Below are 18,787 nucleotides of genomic sequence, written 5' to 3'. Positions count from 1 at the left end.
CTACCGATCCGGCAGCGCGTGCTCCACGATGGGCAGCCGGGGCAGGGGTTGGCGTTCGGCGCGTTTGGCCGCCAGGTACACCTGGGCGGTTTCGTCGGCCACCGTGTGCCAGTCGAAATCCGCGGTGAGGCGTTCGCGCGCGGCACGCGCCCGGCGCTGGGCGGCCGCCGGGTCGTCCAGCACCGCGACGATCGCCTTGGTCAGCTGCGCCACATTGCGTGGCGGGCAAGACATTCCGGTCTCGCCGTTGATCACCGCTTCGCCCAGGCCGCCGATGTTCGATGTCACCAGCGGAGTGCCCGCCGCGGCGGCCTCCAGCGCGGCCAGCCCGAACGGCTCGTAATGACTGGGCAGCACCGCGGCGTCGGCACGATGCAGCGCGGCCAACAGGTCGTCATGGTCGAGTCGACCCACGAAGCGAGTTGCCTTGAGCACCTTGTACTTACGAGCCTGCTCGATGAGCCAGTCCTGCTGGGTGCCTTCGCCGGCGATGGTCAGGGTGGTGCCGGGGTGCGCGCGCCGGACCCGCGGCAGCGCCGCAATCGCCTCGTGCACGCCCTTTTCGTACTCGAGCCGGCCGACGTACAGCAGTTCCGGCGGGCCGTTGCGCGGCTTGCGAGGCGCGAACGGCCAGCGCGCGGCCTCGATACCGTTGCGGATCACGATGGTCTCGGCCAGCCCGGGCCCGAACAGTTCGGTGACCTCGTCGCTCATCGAGTGCGAACATGTGATCAGCGAGTCGGATTGGCGCACCAGCCACGACTCGACGGCGTGCACCTGTCGACTCAGCGACCCCGCTACCCATCCGGAGTGTCGACCGGCTTCGGTAGCGTGAATCGTGGAAACCATTGGCACATCGTAGAATTCGGCCAGAGCGATCGCCGGGTGGGCGACCAGCCAGTCGTGCGCGTGGACCACGTCGGGCCGCCACTGTTCGTCGCTGCCCGGCTGCTTGACGGAGAGTCCGGCGCGGACCATCGCGTGGCCCATCGCCAGCGTCCACGCCATCATGTCGGTACCGAAGGTGAACTCGTGCGGGTCCTGCGCCGCGGCGACAACCCGGACGTTCTCGTTGATCTCGTCCGACGACGGGTGGGTGCTCGGATCGGTGTCCGTCGGCCGCCGCGACAGCACCACGACTTCGTGGCCGGCGGCGGCGAGCGCCGTCGACAGATGATGGACGTGTCGACCGAGTCCGCCGATCACCACCGGCGGGTACTCCCAGGACACCATCAGGATTCTCATCGCGGCAGCCTCCGGGCATCGAGTGCACCGAACAGGCCGTCTGCCCGATTCCAGCCTTCGGCCAGGCGCTGTGCCGCCTCGCGGCGGCCCGACGCCAGCGTGCCGGCGATTTCGCGGGTGGCGTGCGCGTGCAGATGCGCACGATAGCGGGCGTAGTCGGCCGCCGAGTCCTTGCTCACCATGAACGGCCAGTCGCTGGACACCGTGAGCAGGGTTTCGCGCAGGATCTGATCGGCGATGTGATCGCGGGGAATCGGCCCGTCGAGCGACGCCGTCTGGTCGAGCGCTTTGTCGACGGTGGTCAGCGCGGTGTCGACAACTTCGGCGTTGAGCTGTACCAGATCGGCGACCTTGTCGCCAGACCACACCTGCCAGTCCTTGCCGGAACCCCAAGAGCTGGGCGGCAATTCGACAGCGTCGCCGACCAGGCCTTGGCCGACGGCGTCGCTCAGCGTGCCGACGCGCACCCCGGCCTCCGGTAATGCCCGCAACACCCGCTCGAGCCAGGCCGGTCCCTCATACCACCAATGGCCGAACAATTCGGTGTCGAACGCCGCGACCACGTGCGCGGGACGACCGATGCGCTCGGATTCGGACAGCAGCCGGCGACGCACCACGTCGACGAAATCGGCGACGTGGCTGTCGATTGCCCGGTCGGCGCGCTCGGGGTCGTAGGGCAACTTCTTCTCCGAGGGCACGTTGCGGCCGGTGACCCGGGCCGGCTTGAGGCCGGTGCGGTGGTCGTAGGTGTGGAAGTCGCGGTAGGCCGCGTGACCGGGATAGCCGGACTTGGGCGACCACACCCGATAGCTCACTTGTAGGTCGCGCCCGAACGTCACGACATTCGAGTCGCCGACCGGCCGACCCAGCGCGGTGTCGCCGCGCAGCGACGGGCCGTCGACCATGAAGTGGCCCACCCCGGCGGCGGCATAGTCGTGCTCCATCCCGGGGGCGTAGGCACATTCGGGTGCCCAGATCCCAGTTGGCTTGTGCGACAACCGCTGCCGGGCATCCGCCAGGCCTTCCCGCAGCGCGAACTCGCGCAGGCGCGGGTTCAGCAGTGGCTGGAACGGATGAGCGAGCGGGCCACCCAGCAGCTCGACGGTGCCGGCGTCGATCAGCCGGCGCAGCAGCGGGCTGGCGCCGTGGCGCCAGTGTGTATCGAAATCGCGCAGCGCGTGCTCGGTTTCCGCCATTTCGCGAATGCCGAAGGCGCGCAGAGCTTCCGGGGCCGAGGCAGGCGAACCGTCGGTGGCATCGCCGGGTCGCAGGCTGGCAGCTTCCGCGGCGCGCAGGTGCCAGTTGGCGAGCCAATGATGCATCCCGTCAAGGCAATACGGGTCGTCGAGTTGCGCCATCACGACCGGGGTGACGCCCAGCGTGATCAACCTGTGCCGGTCCTCGTCGGCCAGGCGGCGCAGGACCTGCAGCAGCGGCAGATACGACGCCGCCCACGACTGGTAGAGCCATTCCTCGCCGACCGGCCAGCGGCCATGGTGGGCCAGCCACGGTAGATGGGTGTGCAGCACCAGGGTGAAGAGGCCCGGCACCGGCTCGCTCGACCTATCCGTCACGGCCGCACCGCGATCGCCACCAGATCCAGGCTGTCGTCGATGGGACGTGCGTCGTCGGTGTCGGCTTCGACGATGTCGAAATCCGCGGCGGTCACCGCGGCGACATCGGCCAGCAGGTCCGCCGGCCACGGTGCATCGGCGACCGCGCGGTCGATCTGGGCGTCGATGATCGAGCCGCCGTGGCGGGCGTCCATCTCGCGCAGCCGCGGCGCGTGGAAAACGCCGCTCATCGACACCGAGGTGAAGCCGGCGTCGTGCAACAGCTCCGTCATCTCGTCGGCGTTCAGCTCGCGCGTGTGGAACGGGTTGATCGGGGTGTCGCGGCCCGGTGAGAACGTGATCCGGTTGGGCGTCGACATCATCAGCACCCCACCCGGGCGCAGCACCCGGGCGCACTCGCGGACAAATTGTGGCTGATCCCACAAATGCTCGATTACCTGGAAGTTCACCACGATGTCGACCGACCGGTCGGGCAGCGGCAGCTCGGCAAGGTTGCCGTGGACCACCTCCACCCGCGGATAGCGGGAGCGAACGTGCGCGACGGTCGCCTCGTCGTAGTCCACCGCGATCACCCGCCGCGCGACCCCGGCGATCAGGTCGGCGCCATAACCTTCGCCACAGCCGGCTTCGAGCACGTCGCGGCCCACGCAGCGCTGCGCCAACTGCTGGTAGACCACCTCGTGGCGGCGAAACCAGTAGTTCTCCACGTCGAGGCCCGGGATCGTCCGCTCACCGGTCAACGGCAGGGCGGCGTCCGCGGGGGCATGCGGAACTTCAGGAATAAATGCGCTCATTGCCTAGGCAGGCTAACGCGTGTCGGTGTTTTCCGCGGGGTCGCGAATGGTTGACTTCGGGCAATCGAGCGCCCGGGGTGAGGGGCCGCCCGCTTGTGGAGGCACGGGGGGACAGAACTCGCAGGACGACCCGCTATGGTGTGAGAGCAAACCACACTAAGTTACCGGTCAGTAACATGCGGGTGCGGTGCGCACAAGACGTGACCTAAGTCCTGCGGCTTGCGGCTGCGGGATTCATTCGAGGAGGACGAGCCACTCTCATGACGAACATCGTGGTCCTGATCAAGCAGGTCCCGGACACCTGGTCAGAGCGCAAACTCACAGAGGGCGACTGGACGCTGGACCGTGAGGCCGCCGACGCCGTGCTGGACGAGATCAACGAGCGCGCGGTCGAAGAAGCGCTGCTGATCCGCGAGAAGGAAGCCGCCGACGGCACCGAGGGATCGGTCACCGTGCTGACCGCCGGCCCGGAGCGTGCCACTGAGGCGATTCGTAAGGCGCTGTCGATGGGCGCCGACAAGGCCGTTCACCTGCTCGACGACGGGATGCACGGCTCGGACGTGGTCCAGACCGGATGGGCGCTGGCGCGCGCGCTGGGCACCATCGAGGGCACCGAGCTGGTGATCGCCGGCAACGAGGCCACCGACGGAACCGGTGGCGCCGTGCCGGCCATCATCGCCGAGTATCTTGGTCTGCCGCAGCTGACCCACCTGCGCAAGCTGTCGCTGGAAGGCGGCAAGATCACCGGCGAGCGTGAGACCGACGACGGTGTCTTCACCCTCGAGGCCACGCTGCCCGCTGTGGTGAGCGTCAACGAGAAGATCAACGAGCCGCGCTTCCCGTCCTTCAAGGGCATCATGGCCGCAAAGAAGAAGGAAGTCACCAAGCTCACGCTGGCCGAGATCGGTGTCGAGAGCGACGAGGTGGGCCTGGAGAACGCCGGCTCGAAGGTGCTGACGTCGACCCCGAAACCGCCGAAGACCGCGGGTGAGAAGGTCGCCGATGAGGGCGAGGGCGGCAACGACATCGCCAAGTATCTGGTCGCCCAGAAGATCATCTAAGACGTAAACCTTTAACCGAAGGACACGGAAAACTCATGGCTGAAGTATTGGTGCTCGTCGAGCACGCTGATGGTGCCCTCAAGAAGGTCACTTCCGAATTGATCACCGCCGCACGGGTTCTCGGTGAGCCCGCCGCCGTCGTCGTGGGCAAGCCGGGCACGGCCGACCCATTGGTCGACGGGCTGAAGGCCGCCGGCGCCGCCAAGATCTACGTCGCCGAGTCCGACACCGCGGAGAACTACCTGATCACCCCGGCCGTCGACGTGCTCGCCGCGTTGGCCGAATCCGCCAGCCCGGCAGCCGTTTTGGCGGCCTCCAGCGCCGACGGCAAGGAAATCACAGGCCGGCTGGCTGCCCGGATCGGTTCGGGCCTGCTGGTCGACGTGGTCGGTATCGAGGCCGGCCCCAAGGCCATTCACTCCATCTTCGGTGGCGCGTTCACCGTCGAGGCGCAGGCCAACGGTGACACCCCGGTGATCAGCGTGCGCGCCGGCGCGATCGACGCCGAACCGGCCGAGGGCGCCGGCGAGAAGGTCACCGTCGAGGTGCCCGAAGCCGCCGAGAATGCCGCCAAGGTCACCGCGCGTGAGCCCGCCGTCGCCGGCGACCGCCCGGAGTTGGCCGAGGCCACCATCGTGGTGTCCGGTGGTCGTGGTGTCGGCAGCGCCGACAACTTCCACGTGGTCGAGGAGTTGGCTGACTCGCTGGGTGCCGCGGTCGGCGCCTCGCGTGCCGCGGTGGACTCCGGCTACTACCCGGGTCAATTCCAGGTCGGCCAGACCGGAAAGACGGTCTCGCCGCAGCTTTACATCGCGTTGGGCATCTCCGGGGCCATCCAGCACCGTGCCGGCATGCAGACGTCGAAGACGATCGTCGCGGTCAACAAGGACGAAGAGGCGCCGATCTTCGAGATCGCCGACTATGGGATTGTCGGCGACCTGTTCAAGGTCGCGCCACAGCTCACCGAGGCGGTCAAGGCCCGCAAGGGCTGATCGCACGCGAAAGCCCCCGCACGCCTGCGCGTGTCGGGGGCTTTTTGCTCGCTCCGGCTCGCTCAATACCCTGGTGTGGTGAGCAGCGACCCGCATCGTGAGTTGTCCCAGGTGGCCGACGGCACGGGTCCCGGCGCGGCGCACGCGAATACCGCGCTGGGCGGGGGCCGGGACGCGGCGCGGTTGCGCGCTGCGATCCTCGCTCTCGCGCAGCACCGCGGACCGGACTCCAGCATCTGTCCCTCGGACGCGGCCCGCGCGGTCGGCGGCGCAGACTGGCGCGAGTTGACCGCGCAGGCTCGCCGCACCGCTTTGGACTTGGCGCGCGACGGGGACGTGGAGATCACCCAGCGTGGCACGGCGATCGACCCGGATTCCGAGCCTCGCGGGCCGATCCGAATACGAATACTGCCAGCTTAGGGGCCGTGGCCAGGTTTGAATTCGGGCTCGGCGGTGTACAGACAGTTGCCAGCTTCGTTCCAGGGAAGGGACTCGATGATGAAGGCAACGGCGCCAGCCGTATTCGCGATCGCCGCGGTTCTGTTCAGCGGATGTTCCGCGTCGCAGATCGTCAACACCGGTGGCGACACCAAGTGCAAGGATTTCACGACGCAAGACGAGAAGAAGCAGAACGACGAGGTGAGCAAGATGCTCAAAGACAAGAGCGGCGCTGACCCCTCGAACCTGCAGATCAGTGCGACCCGGTTGTCGGTGGCCACCTACTGCCAGACGTTGGGCAAGCCGGACAGCAAGATTGACGAGGCTCCGCACGGCTGAGCCGGAAGAGGTTGCGCCGGCGGTCTACTCGCCGCCGGCCTGCAACACCACCATGGCCCGCGCCGCCACCCGGACGGCTTGACCGGCGGGGGTCGGCTGAGGATCGTCGGGCGTCCTTCTCGCCGCACTGTCGACCACCGGCGTCCACGCCGGGCCGAATTCCTCTGGGGGCAGAGTAAATTCGATCGGCTCGTGGTGGGCGTTGAAGCAGAGGAAGAACGAGTCGTCGGTAACTCGTTGCCCGCGGGCATCGAGATCGGGAATGCCGAGGCCGTTCAGGTAGACCGCCACGGATTTGCCGAATCCCGAACCCCAGTCGTCGTCGCTCATCTCCGACCCGTCCGGCCGGAACCACGAGATGTCGGGCTGCCCTTGGACGCCGCGCCTGCGGACCGGCACGCCCTGGAAGAACCGGCGGCGGCGGAATACCGGATGCGCGGCGCGCAGCGCTGACACCGATTGGGTGAACTCCAGCAGGTCGGTGTCCATCGAATCCCAATGCACCCAGGTGATCTCGTTATCCTGGCAAAACCCGTTGTTGTTGCCGCCCTGGGTGCGGCCCAGTTCGTCACCGTGGCAGATCATCGGAACCCCTTGCGACAGCAGCGTTGTCGCAAGGAAGTTGCGCTGCTGGTGGGCGCGCAGCGCGTTGATCTCGGGGTCGTCGGTCGGGCCTTCCACGCCGCAGTTCCACGACCTGTTGTGGCTCTCGCCGTCGTTGTTGTCTTCTCCGTTGGCCTCGTTGTGCTTTTCGTTGTACGACACCAGGTCGCGCAGCGTGAAACCGTCGTGGGCGGTGACGAAGTTGATCGACGCGACCGGTCGCCGTGCGGTGTGCTCGTAGAGGTCGGCCGAACCGGTCAGCCGAGACGCGAACTCGCCCAGCGTCGCCGGCTCACCTCGCCAGTAGTCACGCACGGTGTCGCGGAACTTCCCGTTCCACTCGGTCCACTGCGGCGGGAAGTTTCCGACTTGGTAGCCGCCCGGGCCGACGTCCCACGGCTCAGCGATCAGCTTGACCTGACTGACGGTCGGATCCTGTTGCACCAGTTCGAAAAACGCCGACAACCGATCCACGTCATAAAATTCGCGGGCCAGCGTTGCGGCGAGATCGAAGCGGAACCCGTCCACGTGCATCTCGGTGACCCAGTACCGCAACGAGTCCATGATCAGTTGAAGTGTGTGCGGGTGGCCGACGTTGAGGCTGTTGCCGGTGCCGGTGTAGTCCATGTAGTACTGCTGCTCGTCGTCAACCAGTCGGTAGTAGGCGGCGTTGTCGATGCCACGCATCGACAACGTCGGCCCCAGGTGGTTGCCCTCCGCGGTGTGGTTGTAGACCACGTCGAGGATCACCTCGATACCCTCGTCGTGCAGCGCGCGGACCATGGTCTTGAATTCCTGCACCTGGCCGCCGGGAGTGTCGGTGGCGGAATACTTGGTGTCGGGTGCGAAGAACCCAATAGTGTTGTAGCCCCAGTAGTTTGACAGCCCCTTGTCCACCAGCGTGGAGTCGTTGGCGAAGTGGTGCACCGGCATCAGCTCGATCGCAGTGACGCCCAGGTTCTTCAGGTGCTCGATGATGGCGGGGTGCGCGATGCCGGCGTATGTGCCGCGCAGCCGCTCGGGGATGTCGGGATGCAACTGCGTCAAGCCCTTGACATGTGCCTCGTAGATGACGGTGTCGGCGTACTCGTGGTCCGGCGGGCGGTCGTTCCCCCAGTCGAAATACGGGTTTATCACCACCGACTTGGGCATGTTGGGGGCGGAGTCGTCGTCGTTGCGGCTGTCCGGCTCACCGAAGTTGTAGCTGAACAGCGACTGGTGCCATTCGAAGTTGCCGTCGATCGCCTTGGCGTAGGGATCCAGCAGCAACTTGTTCGCGTTGCACCGCTGACCGGCCGACGGGTCGTACGGGCCGTGAATCCGGTAGCCGTAGCGTTGACCCGGTTCGACCGCAGGCAGGAAGCCGTGCCAGACGAAGCCGTCCACGTCGTTGAGCGTTACCCGCGATTCGTTGCCGTCGGCGTCGAATAGGCACAGCTCCACCTTCTCGGCGACCTCGCTGAACACCGCGAAGTTGGTGCCTGAACCGTCATATGTGGCCCCCAGCGGGTAGGCCTTGCCGGGCCACTGCTCGATGCGCGGCCGACTCGTGTCCACAGCTTCCGGCACAAGACCCTCTTTCGTCTCCAGCGCCGCATGGGTGCGACCCGACGGTGGAGGTTACCCGCCTTGCGCGAAGTCACACGTCGTGTGTGCCGAGGCACAATGGCGTGGTGACACCGTGGCCAACGCCCGACAAGCCGGGACCCGGACAGGAGTCGGTGTGGGATTATCCGCGCCCGCCGCGGCTCGAGGAGTTCAGCGGATCGATCACTGTGGAGCTGGGCAGCCGCGTCATCGCCTCGACCACGCGCGCCTGGCGGGTGCTAGAGACCAGCCACCCGCCGACCTACTACCTTCCGGCGGCCGCCTTCGCCGACGGGGTGCTGCGCCGCGCGGGCGGCGCGTCGTGGTGTGAATGGAAGGGGCAGGCAACGTATTTCGACCTGGTGACCGACGCCGCGGTAGCGTCGCGGGCGGGCTGGACCTACCTTGCGCCCACGCCGGGTTTCGCGCCGCTCACCGGCGCGGTCGCCGTGATGGCCGCGGCGGTGGACCGGTGCACCGTGAACGGTGAGACCGTCGTCCCGCAACCCGGTGGCTTCTACGGCGGCTGGATCACCAGCTGGATTGTCGGTCCCTTCAAGGGAATTCCAGATTCGATCGGCTGGTGACGGTCACGGTCCGGTCGTCGCGATGAGGTCGATCCGGCGCAGAGCGATCGCGCATACCGGTAGATACGCCGTCGCCCACCATGGAACGGCCATACTCGCTCGCGAGTAATTGCCGGTCGGCTCGACCCGGTGATGCGTTGCCGGGATGCCGGCCACCTTCCATGCCCAATGCCGACCGGGCTCGAACTCGGTGATGACGAACGGGGCGCTGATGCCCAAAGCCGTTTGGACAGAGCCTGTTACACCCAACTCCAGCCGGGTGTGGGGCGGGTCGAGGCGCGCGCCGCTGACCGTCGGGCCCCACTTGGGCCACGCGTCGACGTCGACCAGAACGCTCCACACCACCGACGGTGGCGCAGCGATGACCCAGTCGACGGACAGCATCAGGGCGCCCGTCCACCGAGGCTTCGTTGTTGTTCGACCACTGCGTCTAGATCCTTGAGTCGTCGCATGCCTGCCAGCGGCTGAGTCATCCGCTGGTTGTTTTCCAGGCGTTTCGCGTTGCGCTCCAAAAACGACCAGTACCCGCCGGTGAAGGGGCAGGCCCGGTCGCCGACCCGCTCGGAAGGCCGGTAGCGACAATCGCCGCAGTAGTTGCTCATCCGGTTGATGTAGGCACCGCCGGAGGTGTACGGCTTGGTGGCCATCAGCCCGCCGTCGGCATGCTGCGACATGCCGACCACATTGGCGACCATCACCCACTCGTAACCGTCGACGAAGCAGCGGTGAAACCAGTCGGCCATCGCGGCGGGGTTCCAGCCGCGTTGTAATGCGTAGTTGGACAACACCATCAGCCGCGGAATGTGATGCACCCATCCGTGATCACGGACCTGGGCCAGCACGTCTTTGAGACAGTGTGCGTCGACGGCGTCGGCGTCCAGCTCCGCGAACCACTTCGGCACCCGGGCGTGCGCGTCGAGCGCATTACGCCGGCGGTAGCCCTTGCCGAAATGCCAATAGACATGCCAGATGTAGTCGCGCCACCCGATCAACTGCCGGATGTAGCCCTCCACGCTGGCCAGTGGGGCGCTGCCCCGACCGTAGGCATCTTCGGCCGCGTACGCACAGTCGAGCGGGTCCAGCAGACCCAGATTCATCGGGGCCGACAGCAGACTGTGGGCCATGAAGCGGTCGCCGCTGAGCATGGCGTCTTCATGAGGGCCGAAGTGCGGCAGGCGATCTCGGATGAAGACTTTCAGGGCTTGCTGCGCTTCGGCTGCGGTGACGGCGAATTCGCGGGGGCCGTCGCGACCGACGAATGACACTTCACCATCGCGCTCCCAGCGGTCCAGATCCCCGCGGACCTGTTCGTCGATCTCGTCTTCCTCGGGTCGCCAGGGCGCTTTGATGCCCAGATGGTCGCTGCTGGGAGGAGGCTCGCGGTTGTCGGCGTCGAAGTTCCACCGGCCTTCGGCGGGGTTGTTCCCGTCCATCAGGAGGTCGAACCGCCGCCGCGCGTCGCGGTAGAAGTTCTCCAGCTTCAGCGTGCGGTGGCCTTCGGCCCATGCGGCGAACGCGTCGCGGTCGGTGCAGAATCCGCGTGCCGGCAGCACCTCGACATCCGGCACCGAGCGGACGAACCGGTCGGCCGCCCACGAGGTTGGTTGGCAGACGCTGATCGGTTCGTCGAGCTGCTCGAGCGCACCCCGGTAGGTGCGGGTCTGCAGGAACGTGGCCTGGTCACCGAGTTCGGCCGCTCGGTGGCGCAGCGCCGACATCACGAGATGCGCCTTGCGGCGATGAAAGCGGCGACGAGCGAATGCGGCCTGGGACTCGATCAGCAGCACCGGCTGGTCGGGTCTGTCCAGGAAATGCGGCCCGAGCTGGTCGGCGAAACACCAGCGTCGGGTCCCAGAGCTCATCTGGGTGCCATACCCTCGCCTGTCGAATCCGAATCACGGTCGGTCTACCGGGCCGACGTCGATTCTCGAACGTCGAACCCGTCGAGCGTGCCCGCCGCCCGCCATGCATTCAGGATGTCGGCGTATTCGGTTGGGCTGCCGAAGAAGAAACTGTCCCGGTTCAGCCGAGCGCTCGCCTGGCCCTCGCGGTTGTAGTAGCCGGGAGTGCAGGATTCCCGCCGGCCGGCGATGACGCTGGAACGCTCGACGACGGTGTCCACCCAGGCCGCTTCGGCATCCGCGGTGGCCTCGAGTTCGATGACGTCGTGCTGCAGGGCCCACGCGATCACCCAGGCGATGTGACGTGATTGGGTGTCGATCAGGTAGGGGAAGTTCACCGTGAACCCGGACTGGGCAATGCTTTCGACGAAGCAGTTCGGAAAACCGTTGACGTGTAGGCCGTGCATGGTGCGGACGCCGTCGGCCCACTTCTCGGTGAGGGTCAGGCCGTCGCGGCCGATGATCTCGAAGCCGGTGCGCTGTGAGTAGCTGGTGCCGACCTCGAAGCCGGTGGCGAAAATCAAACAGTCCAATGGGTATTCGACGCCAGCCACGACCACGCCGCGTGCGGTGATCCTTTCGACGCCGAGGCCGCGGGTGTCGACGAGCGTGACATTGTCGCGGTTGAAAGCCTGCAGGTATTCGTCGTGGAAGCACGGCCGCTTGCAGTAGTAGCCATACCACGGTTTGAGTGCCTCGGCGGTCGCGGCATCGGTGACGATCGACTCGACCCGTGCACGGATCTCTTCCATCTTGGCGAAGTCGGCCATCTCGGCGGCGTTCGGGCCGCCCTCGTTGACGATCGGCATCTTCTTGGTGAGGCTGGTCCACGCGTCGTCGACCAGGTCCTCGTCGGAAGTGCCTCCGGCAGTGAGGATTTGAAAGTTCTCCATCCGCCGCTGCTGCCAGCCGGGCTCCAACGACGCGGCCCACTCCGGTTCGGTCGGCCGGTTGGCCCGCACGTCGACCGTCGACGGAGTGCGCTGAAACACGAACAGGTCCCCGGAAGCCTCGGCGAGCCTCGGCACGCACTGGATGGCCGTCGCGCCGGTGCCGACGATGCCGACTCGCTTGTCCGATAGGCCGCTGAGGTCGTCGCCGGTGTAGCCGTAATCCCAACGGCTGGTGTGGAAGGTGTGACCGCGGAAATCGGTAATGCCATCAATTCCAGGCAGTTTCGGCTTTTGCAGGTATCCGTTGGCCATCGCCACAAACCGGGCGCGAATCTCGTCGCCGCGATCAGTGGAGATCACCCACCGGGAACTAGTTGGTTCCCAACGGATTTCCTGAACTTCGGTCTGAAGGCAGGCGTCACGGTATAGGTCGTAGTGTTCGGCAATACGGCGACAGTGCTCCCAGATCTCGGCGCCCTTGGCGTACTTCTCGGTCGGGATGTAACCGAGTTCTTCGAGAAGCGGCATGTAGACGTAGGATTCGACGTCGCAGGCGATGCCGGGATAGCGGTTCCAGTACCAGGTCCCACCGACGTCGGCGGCCTTGTCGATCAGCCGCACGTTGTCGACCCCGAGCTGCTTGCACCGTGCCCCGATCAGCAATCCGCCGAAGCCCGCACCGACGACGGCGACGGCGACGGCGTCATGGATCGGATCGCGATTGAAGTCCGGATCGGCCCATGGATCGTCACCGAACTTGCTGAATGCACCGGTTATCTCGACGTATTGGGAGATACCGTCGGAGCGCAGGCGCCGTCGGCGCTCTTCGGCGTACTTGGCCCGCAGTGCTTCCGGATCGAACGATTCCCCGCCAATGCCAGACATCACGGCTGAATACTGGACCAATTTTGTGACGCAGGCAACGTCGAAATGCGGATCTTCGTCATCTACCGTGCACGAACACGTTACGGCTGCGATGCCATTTAGCTGATCAATGACGCAACAGTGGCGCACATGAGCACTGAATCGGTCCTCATCGCCGCGGACAAACCGGCCTCGGGAACGCGTCCAACGGCAGAACCTCGGTATTCGCTTCTGCTTTCCGATGATCCGGCCCAGATCGAAGCGGCACAACGGCTGCGCTACGACGTGTTCAGCAGCGAACCGGGTTTCGCGCTGACCAGCCACGGCGACGGCCTCGACGCCGACCGCTTTGACGAGCATTGCGACCACCTACTGGTACGCGAAGAAAACTCCGGCGAACTGGTCGGCTGCTACCGCATGCTGACGCCGACGGGTGCCGTCGCGGCCGGCGGCCTATACACCGCAACGGAATTCGACATCGAGGCGCTCGATTCGCTACGGCCGTCGCTGGTCGAGATGGGCCGCGCGGTGGTGCACAACGACCACCGCAACGGCGCCGTCGTCCTCTTGATGTGGGCCGGCATCCTGGCGTACCTCGACCACTGCGACTACGACTACGTCACCGGCTGCGTGTCGGTACCGGTCGTCGTCGACGGTGAGCCGCCGGGAACCCAGATCCGCGGCGTGCGCGACTTCGTCACGAAACGCCACGCCGCCCCGGCCGAATTCCGGGTCCGCCCTTACCGGCCGGTCGTCATCGACGGACGTCCGCTCGATGAGATTGCGCCGCCCGCTCGACCGGTCATACCGCCGCTGATGCGGGGCTACCTGCGTTTGGGCGCGCAGATCTGCGGTGAGCCGGCCCACGACCCCGACTTCGGGGTCGGAGATTTCCCGGCGCTGCTGGACAAACGTCAAGCCGACACCCGCTACCTGCGAAGACTCCGGTCGATCTCGGCGGCAACCGAGGCAGCGAGCCAGGTGGCCTGATGAGCACCCCAGCGCCGCGCGACCACGCCTGGCTCCCACGGGCGACCTGCGACACGGACTGCATACGCGCTGGCGGTTACGAGGCAACTCGGCGGCTGATCGTCGCGCTGCGCGTCGCCCGACGGGTCACGCTGCTGGTGCTGTTGGCTCCCGCGCTGCCGCTGCTCGCCGGGGTGATCCCAGGCTGGTCGAAATCGCGCCAGATGTACTGTCGGCTGCTGCTGTGGTGCCTCGGCGTCAAGATCGACGTCTCCGGCGGCCCGATCCGCAACCTGCCGGGCGTGCTGGTGGTCAGCGACCACATGTCCTGGCTGGACATCCTGACCATCGGCGCGACGCTGCCGTCCACCCGGTGGCGGGCCTCGCCACTGTCGTTCGTGGCCCGCGCTGACGTCGCCGCCAGCGGCGCGGTGAAGATGATGGCCCGCATCGTCAAGGTCATCCCGATCGAGCGCGCCAAGCTGCGTCAGCTGCCCGAGGTGGTGGCCACCGTCGCCGCCCGGCTGTACGCCGGTCACACGGTGGTGGCGTTCCCGGAGGGCACCACCTGGTGCGGGCTGTCGGGCGACGATGCAGGCCGCTCGGCGGCCCGAGGAGGAGCTGGACCATCGGGCCCGGCGGGGCGTTCCCACCAGGGGTCCGGACCGTTCTACCCGGCCATGTTCCAGGCCGCCGTCGACACCGGCCGGCCGGTCCAGCCGCTGCGGCTGCGCTACCAGCACCGGGACGGCAGCGTCTCGACCGTGCCGGCCTACATCGGCGACGACACCCTGCTGGCGTCGATCGGCCGGTTGATGGTCGCCCGCCGCACGGTGGCCAAGATCTACGTCGAATCGCTGCAGCTTCCGGGTAACGACCGCCGCGAGCTGGCCCGTCGCTGCCAGGCGGCGATCCGCGTCACCTCGGCGGCGCGCCCGGACCATGGGCAGCGGCCGTCTGTGCTCGCGTCCTAGCCGCCGGGCGGTCGCCGCTATCCTGGGCAGGTCATGGTCTACCTGGATCACGCCGCCACCTCCCCGATGCACCCCGCTGCTGTCGAGGCGATGACGGCCGCCCTGAGCACCGTGGGCAATGCCTCGTCGCTGCACGCCACCGGTCGTCTGGCGCGCCGGCGCATGGAGGAAGCCCGCGAACTGGTCGCGGCCAAGCTCGGTGCCCGCCCGTCCGAGGTGATCTTCACCGCCGGCGGCACCGAGAGCGACAACCTCGCCGTCAAGGGCATCTACTGGGCGCGCCGCGATGCCGAGCCGCGCCACCGCCGCATCATCACCACCGAGGTCGAACACCACGCCGTTCTCGATGCGGTGAACTGGCTCGCCGAGCACGAAGGCGCCGAGATCACCTGGCTTCCGACTAACGCCGACGGGTCGGTATCCGGTGCGGCCCTGCGCGACGCGCTGGAACGCCACGACGACGTCGCAGTGATTACGGTGATGTGGGCGAACAACGAGGTCGGCACGATTATGCCGATCGACGAACTCGCCGCCATCGCAGCCGAATTCGACGTTCCGATGCACAGCGACGCGGTTCAGGCGGTGGGACAGCTGCCGGTCGACTTCGGCGCCAGCCAGCTGTCCGCGATGAGCGTGGCCGCGCACAAGTTCGGCGGCCCGGTCGGTGCGGGCGCGCTGCTGCTGCGCCGCGACGTCCCGTGTGTGCCGTTGGCCCACGGTGGTGGTCAGGAGCGTGACATCCGTTCCGGCACACCCGATGTCGCCGCGGCCGTCGGCATGGCCACCGCGATACGTCTCGCCGTCGACGAACTGGAGGCCAACAGCGCGCGCCTTCGGCTGCTGCGGGACCGGCTGATCGACGGGGTGCTGGCCACGGTCGAGGACACCCGGCTCAACGGCGCCACGGGTCCCCGTCGGCTGCCCGGAAACGCGCACTTCACCTTCGAGGGATGCGAAGGCGATGCGTTGCTGATGTTGTTGGACGCCAACGGAATCGAGTGCTCCACCGGCTCGGCCTGCACCGCAGGGGTGACGCAGCCGTCGCATGTGTTGATCGCGATGGGTGCGGACCCGGTCAGCGCGCGTGGATCGCTGCGACTGTCGTTGGGGCACACCAGCGTCGAGTCCGACGTCGACGCGGCGTTACAGGTGTTGCCCGCGGCCGTTGAGCGAGCGCGGCAGGCGGCCCTTGCCACGGCGGCGGTGGCGCGATGAGGGTACTCGCCGCGATGAGTGGCGGTGTCGACTCGTCGGTGGCCGCCGCGCGCATGGTCGACGCGGGTCACGATGTGGTCGGTGTGCACCTGGCCCTGTCGCACGCCCCGGGCACCCTGCGCACCGGCTCGCGCGGCTGCTGCTCCAAGGAGGACGCCGGCGATGCCCGACGAGTCGCTGACGTCCTCGGAATCCCGTTCTATGTCTGGGATTTCGCGGACAAGTTCAAAGAAGACGTGATCGACGACTTCGTGTCGTCGTATGCCCGCGGCGAAACCCCGAACCCGTGCGTGCGGTGCAACGAGCGAATCAAGTTCTCCGCCTTGGCCGCTCGCGCGCTGGCGCTCGGATTCGACGCGGTGGCCACCGGCCATTATGCCCGTCTCTCCGACGGGCGGCTGCGCCGGGCCGTCGACGCCGACAAGGACCAGTCCTACGTGCTCGCGGTGTTGACCGCTCAGCAGCTGCGGCACGCGGCGTTCCCGATCGGTGACACCCCCAAGTCGCAGATCCGCGCCGAGGCGGCCCGTCGCGGCCTGTCGGTCGCCGACAAGCCGGACAGCCACGACATCTGCTTCATCCCGTCCGGCGACACCCGCGCGTTCCTCGGCGAGCGCATCGGTGTGCGCCGCGGTTCGGTGGTCGATCAAGGTGGTGCCGTGTTGGCCACCCACGACGGTGTGCACGGCTTCACGATCGGCCAGCGCAAGGGGCTCGGCATCGCGGGCCCCGGGCCGGATGGCCAGCCGCGCTATGTCACCGCGATCGACGCCGACAGCGGCACCGTTCAGGTCGGCTCGGCGGCTGACCTCGAGGTCTGGCGGCTGACGGGGCACCGGCCGGTGTTCACTTCGGGCACTGCGCCCGAGGGGCCCGTCGACTGCGCGGTGCAGGTGCGCGCCCACGGTGAAACCGTCGACGCCGAAGCGCAATTGGCCGGCGAGGAGCTGGAGGTGCGGCTGCGGACTCCGTTGCGCGGCGTGGCGCCGGGCCAAACACTGGTGTTGTACCGCCGCGACCCGGACGGCGACGAGGTGCTCGCCAGCGCCACGATCGCCACCGCGGCTTAGCGCTAGCCTGGGACGTTCGCCGCCAGGTTCGACATCACGATCGTCGACACCGAGTCCGGAAACCCGCAATAGGTGACTTCCATCAGCACCACGGACTTGAGCCGGTAATCGCGCCCGCAGTCACCGGGCCGCGTCTCCAGCGACCGGTCGTCGGCGTTCCATTCGCCGACGAGGCCGTAGCCGGCTGAACTGCCCGCGCAATTTCGCACGGTGCTGACCAAATCCCCGAACGCGCGCCGCGCGGTCTCGCCGTCGTGATACGCGGCGGCCCCTTCGGAGATGATGCCGCCGTGCGGCGGGTCCTGAAAGGTGGTTTTGTGGAACGTCTCGACGTCAGGCCCGAACGTCACGGTCTCGGCGTAGACGAAACGGCATGCCGGCGGCGCGGTTTGGGCCAGCGTGTCGATGTCGACCGGGGACGTGGCATCCATCGACGGGATGATCGTCAGATGCTCGCCGCCGCCGGTGATCGCCTGCATCCGGGACTGATCGAGCAGCACCCGCCCGACGTCAAATCCGTTGGGCGCGATACCCGATTCCGACGTTGCGATGCCACTCACCACACGGCTGCACGCCGTGGCCAGTAGAACCACCGCGCACAGTAGTAGTCGTCGCATCGCCATCCTGACCTGAGCCTAGTCGCACCGATCGAATACGGTTGTCCGGTGAGTGTTTTCGCAACCGCCAGCGGCATTGGATCGTGGCCCGGAGTGGCCGCGCGACCGGCGGCCGAGGTCGTCGTCGGCGAGTTGGGCGCCGCACTGGCCCACCTGGTCGAACTGCCGGCCAGGGGAGTGGGCGCCGACGTCATCGGGCGCGCCGGGGCCCTGCTCGTCGACATCGCCATCGACACCGTCCCGCGCGGCTACCGGCTGACAGCGCGCCCGGGCGCGGTGACGCGACGGGCGGTCAGCCTTCTCGGCGAAGACATCGACGCGCTGGAAGAGGCCTGGGAGGTCGCCGGCCTGCGCGGCAGCGGGCGACCGGTCAAGGTGCAGGCGGTGGGGCCGATCACGCTGGCCGCGGAGCTGGAGCTGTCCAACGGGCACCGCGCGATCACCGATCCTGGCGCGTTCCACGACATCGCTGCCTCGCTGGCCGAGGGGGTCGCCGCGCACCGGGCGTCGGTGTCTCGCCGACTCGATACTCCGGTGGTCGTGCAATTCGACGAGCCGTCGCTTCCCGCGGCAACCGCCGGTCACCTGAGCGGGGTGACGACGCTCAGCCCGGTGGCGGCCATCGAGGAGTCGGCGGCCGTCACGGTCCTCGACGTCTGCGCGAGCGCCGCCGGAGCGGAGGTCGCGGTGCACAGCTGCTCCTCGTCGATCCCCTGGAAAGTATTGCAGCGCAGCAGCATTGACGCGATATCGGTTGACGTCGGCATCTTGCAGGCGGTCGATCTGGACGCGATCGGGGAATTCGTCGAGTCCGGACGGGTCGTCATGTTGGGCGCGGTGCCGTCGAGCGCACCGGCTCGTCGCCCCGCGGTGGAAGAGATCGCGACCAGCGTGGCGTCCATCACCGACCGCGTCGGGTTCAACCGGTCGGTGCTGCGCGATCGCATCGGCATCGTGCCCGGTTGTGGGCTGGCCGGTGCGACCCCCGAGTGGGCCCGCAGCGCCATCGGCCTGGCGCGCCGGGTCGCCGAGGGATTCGCCGACGACCCGCACGCCATCTGAGT

At 67.4% G+C, this 18,787-nt stretch carries 18 protein-coding genes; 10 read left to right on the top strand and 8 right to left on the bottom strand.

Annotated features, from left to right (window positions below; genetic code table 11):
- The 3 genes from A5658_RS24115 to A5658_RS24105 are packed head-to-tail and all read right to left on the bottom strand — an operon-like array spanning nucleotide 1 to nucleotide 3,613.
- Nucleotides 1-1,245, bottom strand: a complete 1,245-nt coding sequence (locus tag A5658_RS24115) for a glycosyltransferase family 4 protein (RefSeq protein ID WP_067341237.1) — start codon at nucleotides 1,243-1,245, stop codon at nucleotides 1-3.
- Nucleotides 1,242-2,819 (bottom strand): glycoside hydrolase family 57 protein, encoded by a 1,578-nt coding sequence (locus A5658_RS24110; RefSeq protein ID WP_067341234.1) that lies wholly within the window; start codon nucleotides 2,817-2,819, stop codon nucleotides 1,242-1,244. Before A5658_RS24110 ends, A5658_RS24115 begins: the two co-directional genes overlap by 4 nt.
- Nucleotides 2,816-3,613, bottom strand: coding sequence for a bifunctional 2-polyprenyl-6-hydroxyphenol methylase/3-demethylubiquinol 3-O-methyltransferase UbiG (locus tag A5658_RS24105; protein ID WP_067341232.1), 798 nt, complete (start codon nucleotides 3,611-3,613; stop codon nucleotides 2,816-2,818). Before A5658_RS24105 ends, A5658_RS24110 begins: the two co-directional genes overlap by 4 nt.
- A 260-nt stretch (nucleotides 3,614-3,873) precedes the next feature.
- On the opposite strand from A5658_RS24105, the gene A5658_RS24100 reads away from it, so the two are divergent.
- From A5658_RS24100 to A5658_RS24085, 4 genes are all read left to right on the top strand, one after another.
- Entirely contained in the window at nucleotides 3,874-4,674 is an 801-nt protein-coding gene (locus tag A5658_RS24100; protein WP_067341228.1) for an electron transfer flavoprotein subunit beta/FixA family protein, read from the top strand.
- Between the two features lie 35 nt (nucleotides 4,675-4,709).
- A complete protein-coding gene (locus A5658_RS24095; RefSeq protein WP_067341225.1) occupies nucleotides 4,710-5,666 on the top strand; it encodes an electron transfer flavoprotein subunit alpha/FixB family protein in 957 nt (318 codons plus the stop codon).
- Nucleotides 5,667-5,744: 78 nt separating this feature from the next.
- Nucleotides 5,745-6,086: a DUF3253 domain-containing protein gene (locus A5658_RS24090; protein ID WP_082993400.1), complete on the top strand. Its 342-nt coding sequence runs from the start codon at nucleotides 5,745-5,747 to the stop codon at nucleotides 6,084-6,086.
- 75 nt (nucleotides 6,087-6,161) lie between these two features.
- Nucleotides 6,162-6,443 (top strand): hypothetical protein, encoded by a 282-nt coding sequence (locus tag A5658_RS24085; RefSeq protein WP_067341222.1) that lies wholly within the window; start codon nucleotides 6,162-6,164, stop codon nucleotides 6,441-6,443.
- A 24-nt stretch (nucleotides 6,444-6,467) separates the two neighbouring features.
- Here the strand turns inward: A5658_RS24085 and glgX are convergent, their stop codons facing one another.
- Complete coding sequence (gene glgX / locus A5658_RS24080; RefSeq protein ID WP_067341219.1) at nucleotides 6,468-8,615, bottom strand: glycogen debranching protein GlgX; 2,148 nt, start codon at nucleotides 8,613-8,615, stop codon at nucleotides 6,468-6,470.
- A 104-nt stretch (nucleotides 8,616-8,719) separates the two neighbouring features.
- Between glgX and A5658_RS24075 the strand changes: the two genes are divergently transcribed.
- The gene (locus A5658_RS24075; RefSeq protein WP_067341451.1) at nucleotides 8,720-9,220 is read left to right on the top strand and encodes a DUF427 domain-containing protein; all 501 of its coding nucleotides are present in this window, start codon (nucleotides 8,720-8,722) and stop codon (nucleotides 9,218-9,220) included.
- A gap of 3 nt (nucleotides 9,221-9,223) precedes the next feature.
- Here A5658_RS24075 and A5658_RS24070 read toward each other — a convergent pair whose 3' ends face one another.
- The 3 genes from A5658_RS24070 to A5658_RS24060 are packed head-to-tail and all read right to left on the bottom strand — an operon-like array spanning nucleotide 9,224 to nucleotide 12,899.
- Nucleotides 9,224-9,604 (bottom strand): SRPBCC family protein, encoded by a 381-nt coding sequence (locus A5658_RS24070; RefSeq protein WP_067341216.1) that lies wholly within the window; start codon nucleotides 9,602-9,604, stop codon nucleotides 9,224-9,226.
- Complete coding sequence (locus tag A5658_RS24065; protein ID WP_067341214.1) at nucleotides 9,604-11,082, bottom strand: cryptochrome/photolyase family protein; 1,479 nt, start codon at nucleotides 11,080-11,082, stop codon at nucleotides 9,604-9,606. Before A5658_RS24065 ends, A5658_RS24070 begins: the two co-directional genes overlap by 1 nt.
- Nucleotides 11,083-11,126: 44 nt before the next feature.
- Nucleotides 11,127-12,899, bottom strand: coding sequence for an NAD(P)/FAD-dependent oxidoreductase (locus tag A5658_RS24060; protein ID WP_067341211.1), 1,773 nt, complete (start codon nucleotides 12,897-12,899; stop codon nucleotides 11,127-11,129).
- 129 nt (nucleotides 12,900-13,028) lie between these two features.
- Between A5658_RS24060 and A5658_RS24055 the strand changes: the two genes are divergently transcribed.
- Genes A5658_RS24055 through mnmA form a run of 4 tightly spaced genes read left to right on the top strand, consistent with a single transcriptional unit; the run spans nucleotide 13,029 to nucleotide 17,106 of the window.
- Nucleotides 13,029-13,868, top strand: coding sequence for a GNAT family N-acetyltransferase (locus tag A5658_RS24055; protein ID WP_067341208.1), 840 nt, complete (start codon nucleotides 13,029-13,031; stop codon nucleotides 13,866-13,868).
- On the top strand, nucleotides 13,868-14,821 hold the full coding sequence (locus tag A5658_RS24050; RefSeq protein WP_067341205.1) for a lysophospholipid acyltransferase family protein: 954 nt from the start codon (nucleotides 13,868-13,870) through the stop codon (nucleotides 14,819-14,821). Before A5658_RS24055 ends, A5658_RS24050 begins: the two co-directional genes overlap by 1 nt.
- Before the next feature lie 33 nt (nucleotides 14,822-14,854).
- The gene (locus tag A5658_RS24045) at nucleotides 14,855-16,036 is read left to right on the top strand and encodes a cysteine desulfurase family protein (RefSeq protein WP_067341202.1); all 1,182 of its coding nucleotides are present in this window, start codon (nucleotides 14,855-14,857) and stop codon (nucleotides 16,034-16,036) included.
- Nucleotides 16,033-17,106 (top strand): tRNA 2-thiouridine(34) synthase MnmA, encoded by a 1,074-nt coding sequence (gene mnmA, locus A5658_RS24040; RefSeq protein ID WP_067341199.1) that lies wholly within the window; start codon nucleotides 16,033-16,035, stop codon nucleotides 17,104-17,106. Before A5658_RS24045 ends, mnmA begins: the two co-directional genes overlap by 4 nt.
- A 2-nt stretch (nucleotides 17,107-17,108) precedes the next feature.
- On the opposite strand, the gene A5658_RS24035 is transcribed toward mnmA, so the two are convergent.
- Nucleotides 17,109-17,729, bottom strand: coding sequence for a sensor domain-containing protein (locus tag A5658_RS24035; protein WP_067341197.1), 621 nt, complete (start codon nucleotides 17,727-17,729; stop codon nucleotides 17,109-17,111).
- 42 nt (nucleotides 17,730-17,771) lie between these two features.
- On the opposite strand from A5658_RS24035, the gene A5658_RS24030 reads away from it, so the two are divergent.
- On the top strand, nucleotides 17,772-18,785 hold the full coding sequence (locus A5658_RS24030; RefSeq protein WP_067341194.1) for a methionine synthase: 1,014 nt from the start codon (nucleotides 17,772-17,774) through the stop codon (nucleotides 18,783-18,785).
- Nucleotides 18,786-18,787 lie beyond the last annotated feature (2 nt).

This window comes from Mycobacterium sp. 1245111.1, from assembly GCF_001673405.1.
In the GTDB taxonomy this organism is placed as follows: domain Bacteria; phylum Actinomycetota; class Actinomycetes; order Mycobacteriales; family Mycobacteriaceae; genus Mycobacterium.
This window is presented reverse-complemented; position numbering and strand designations above follow the sequence as displayed.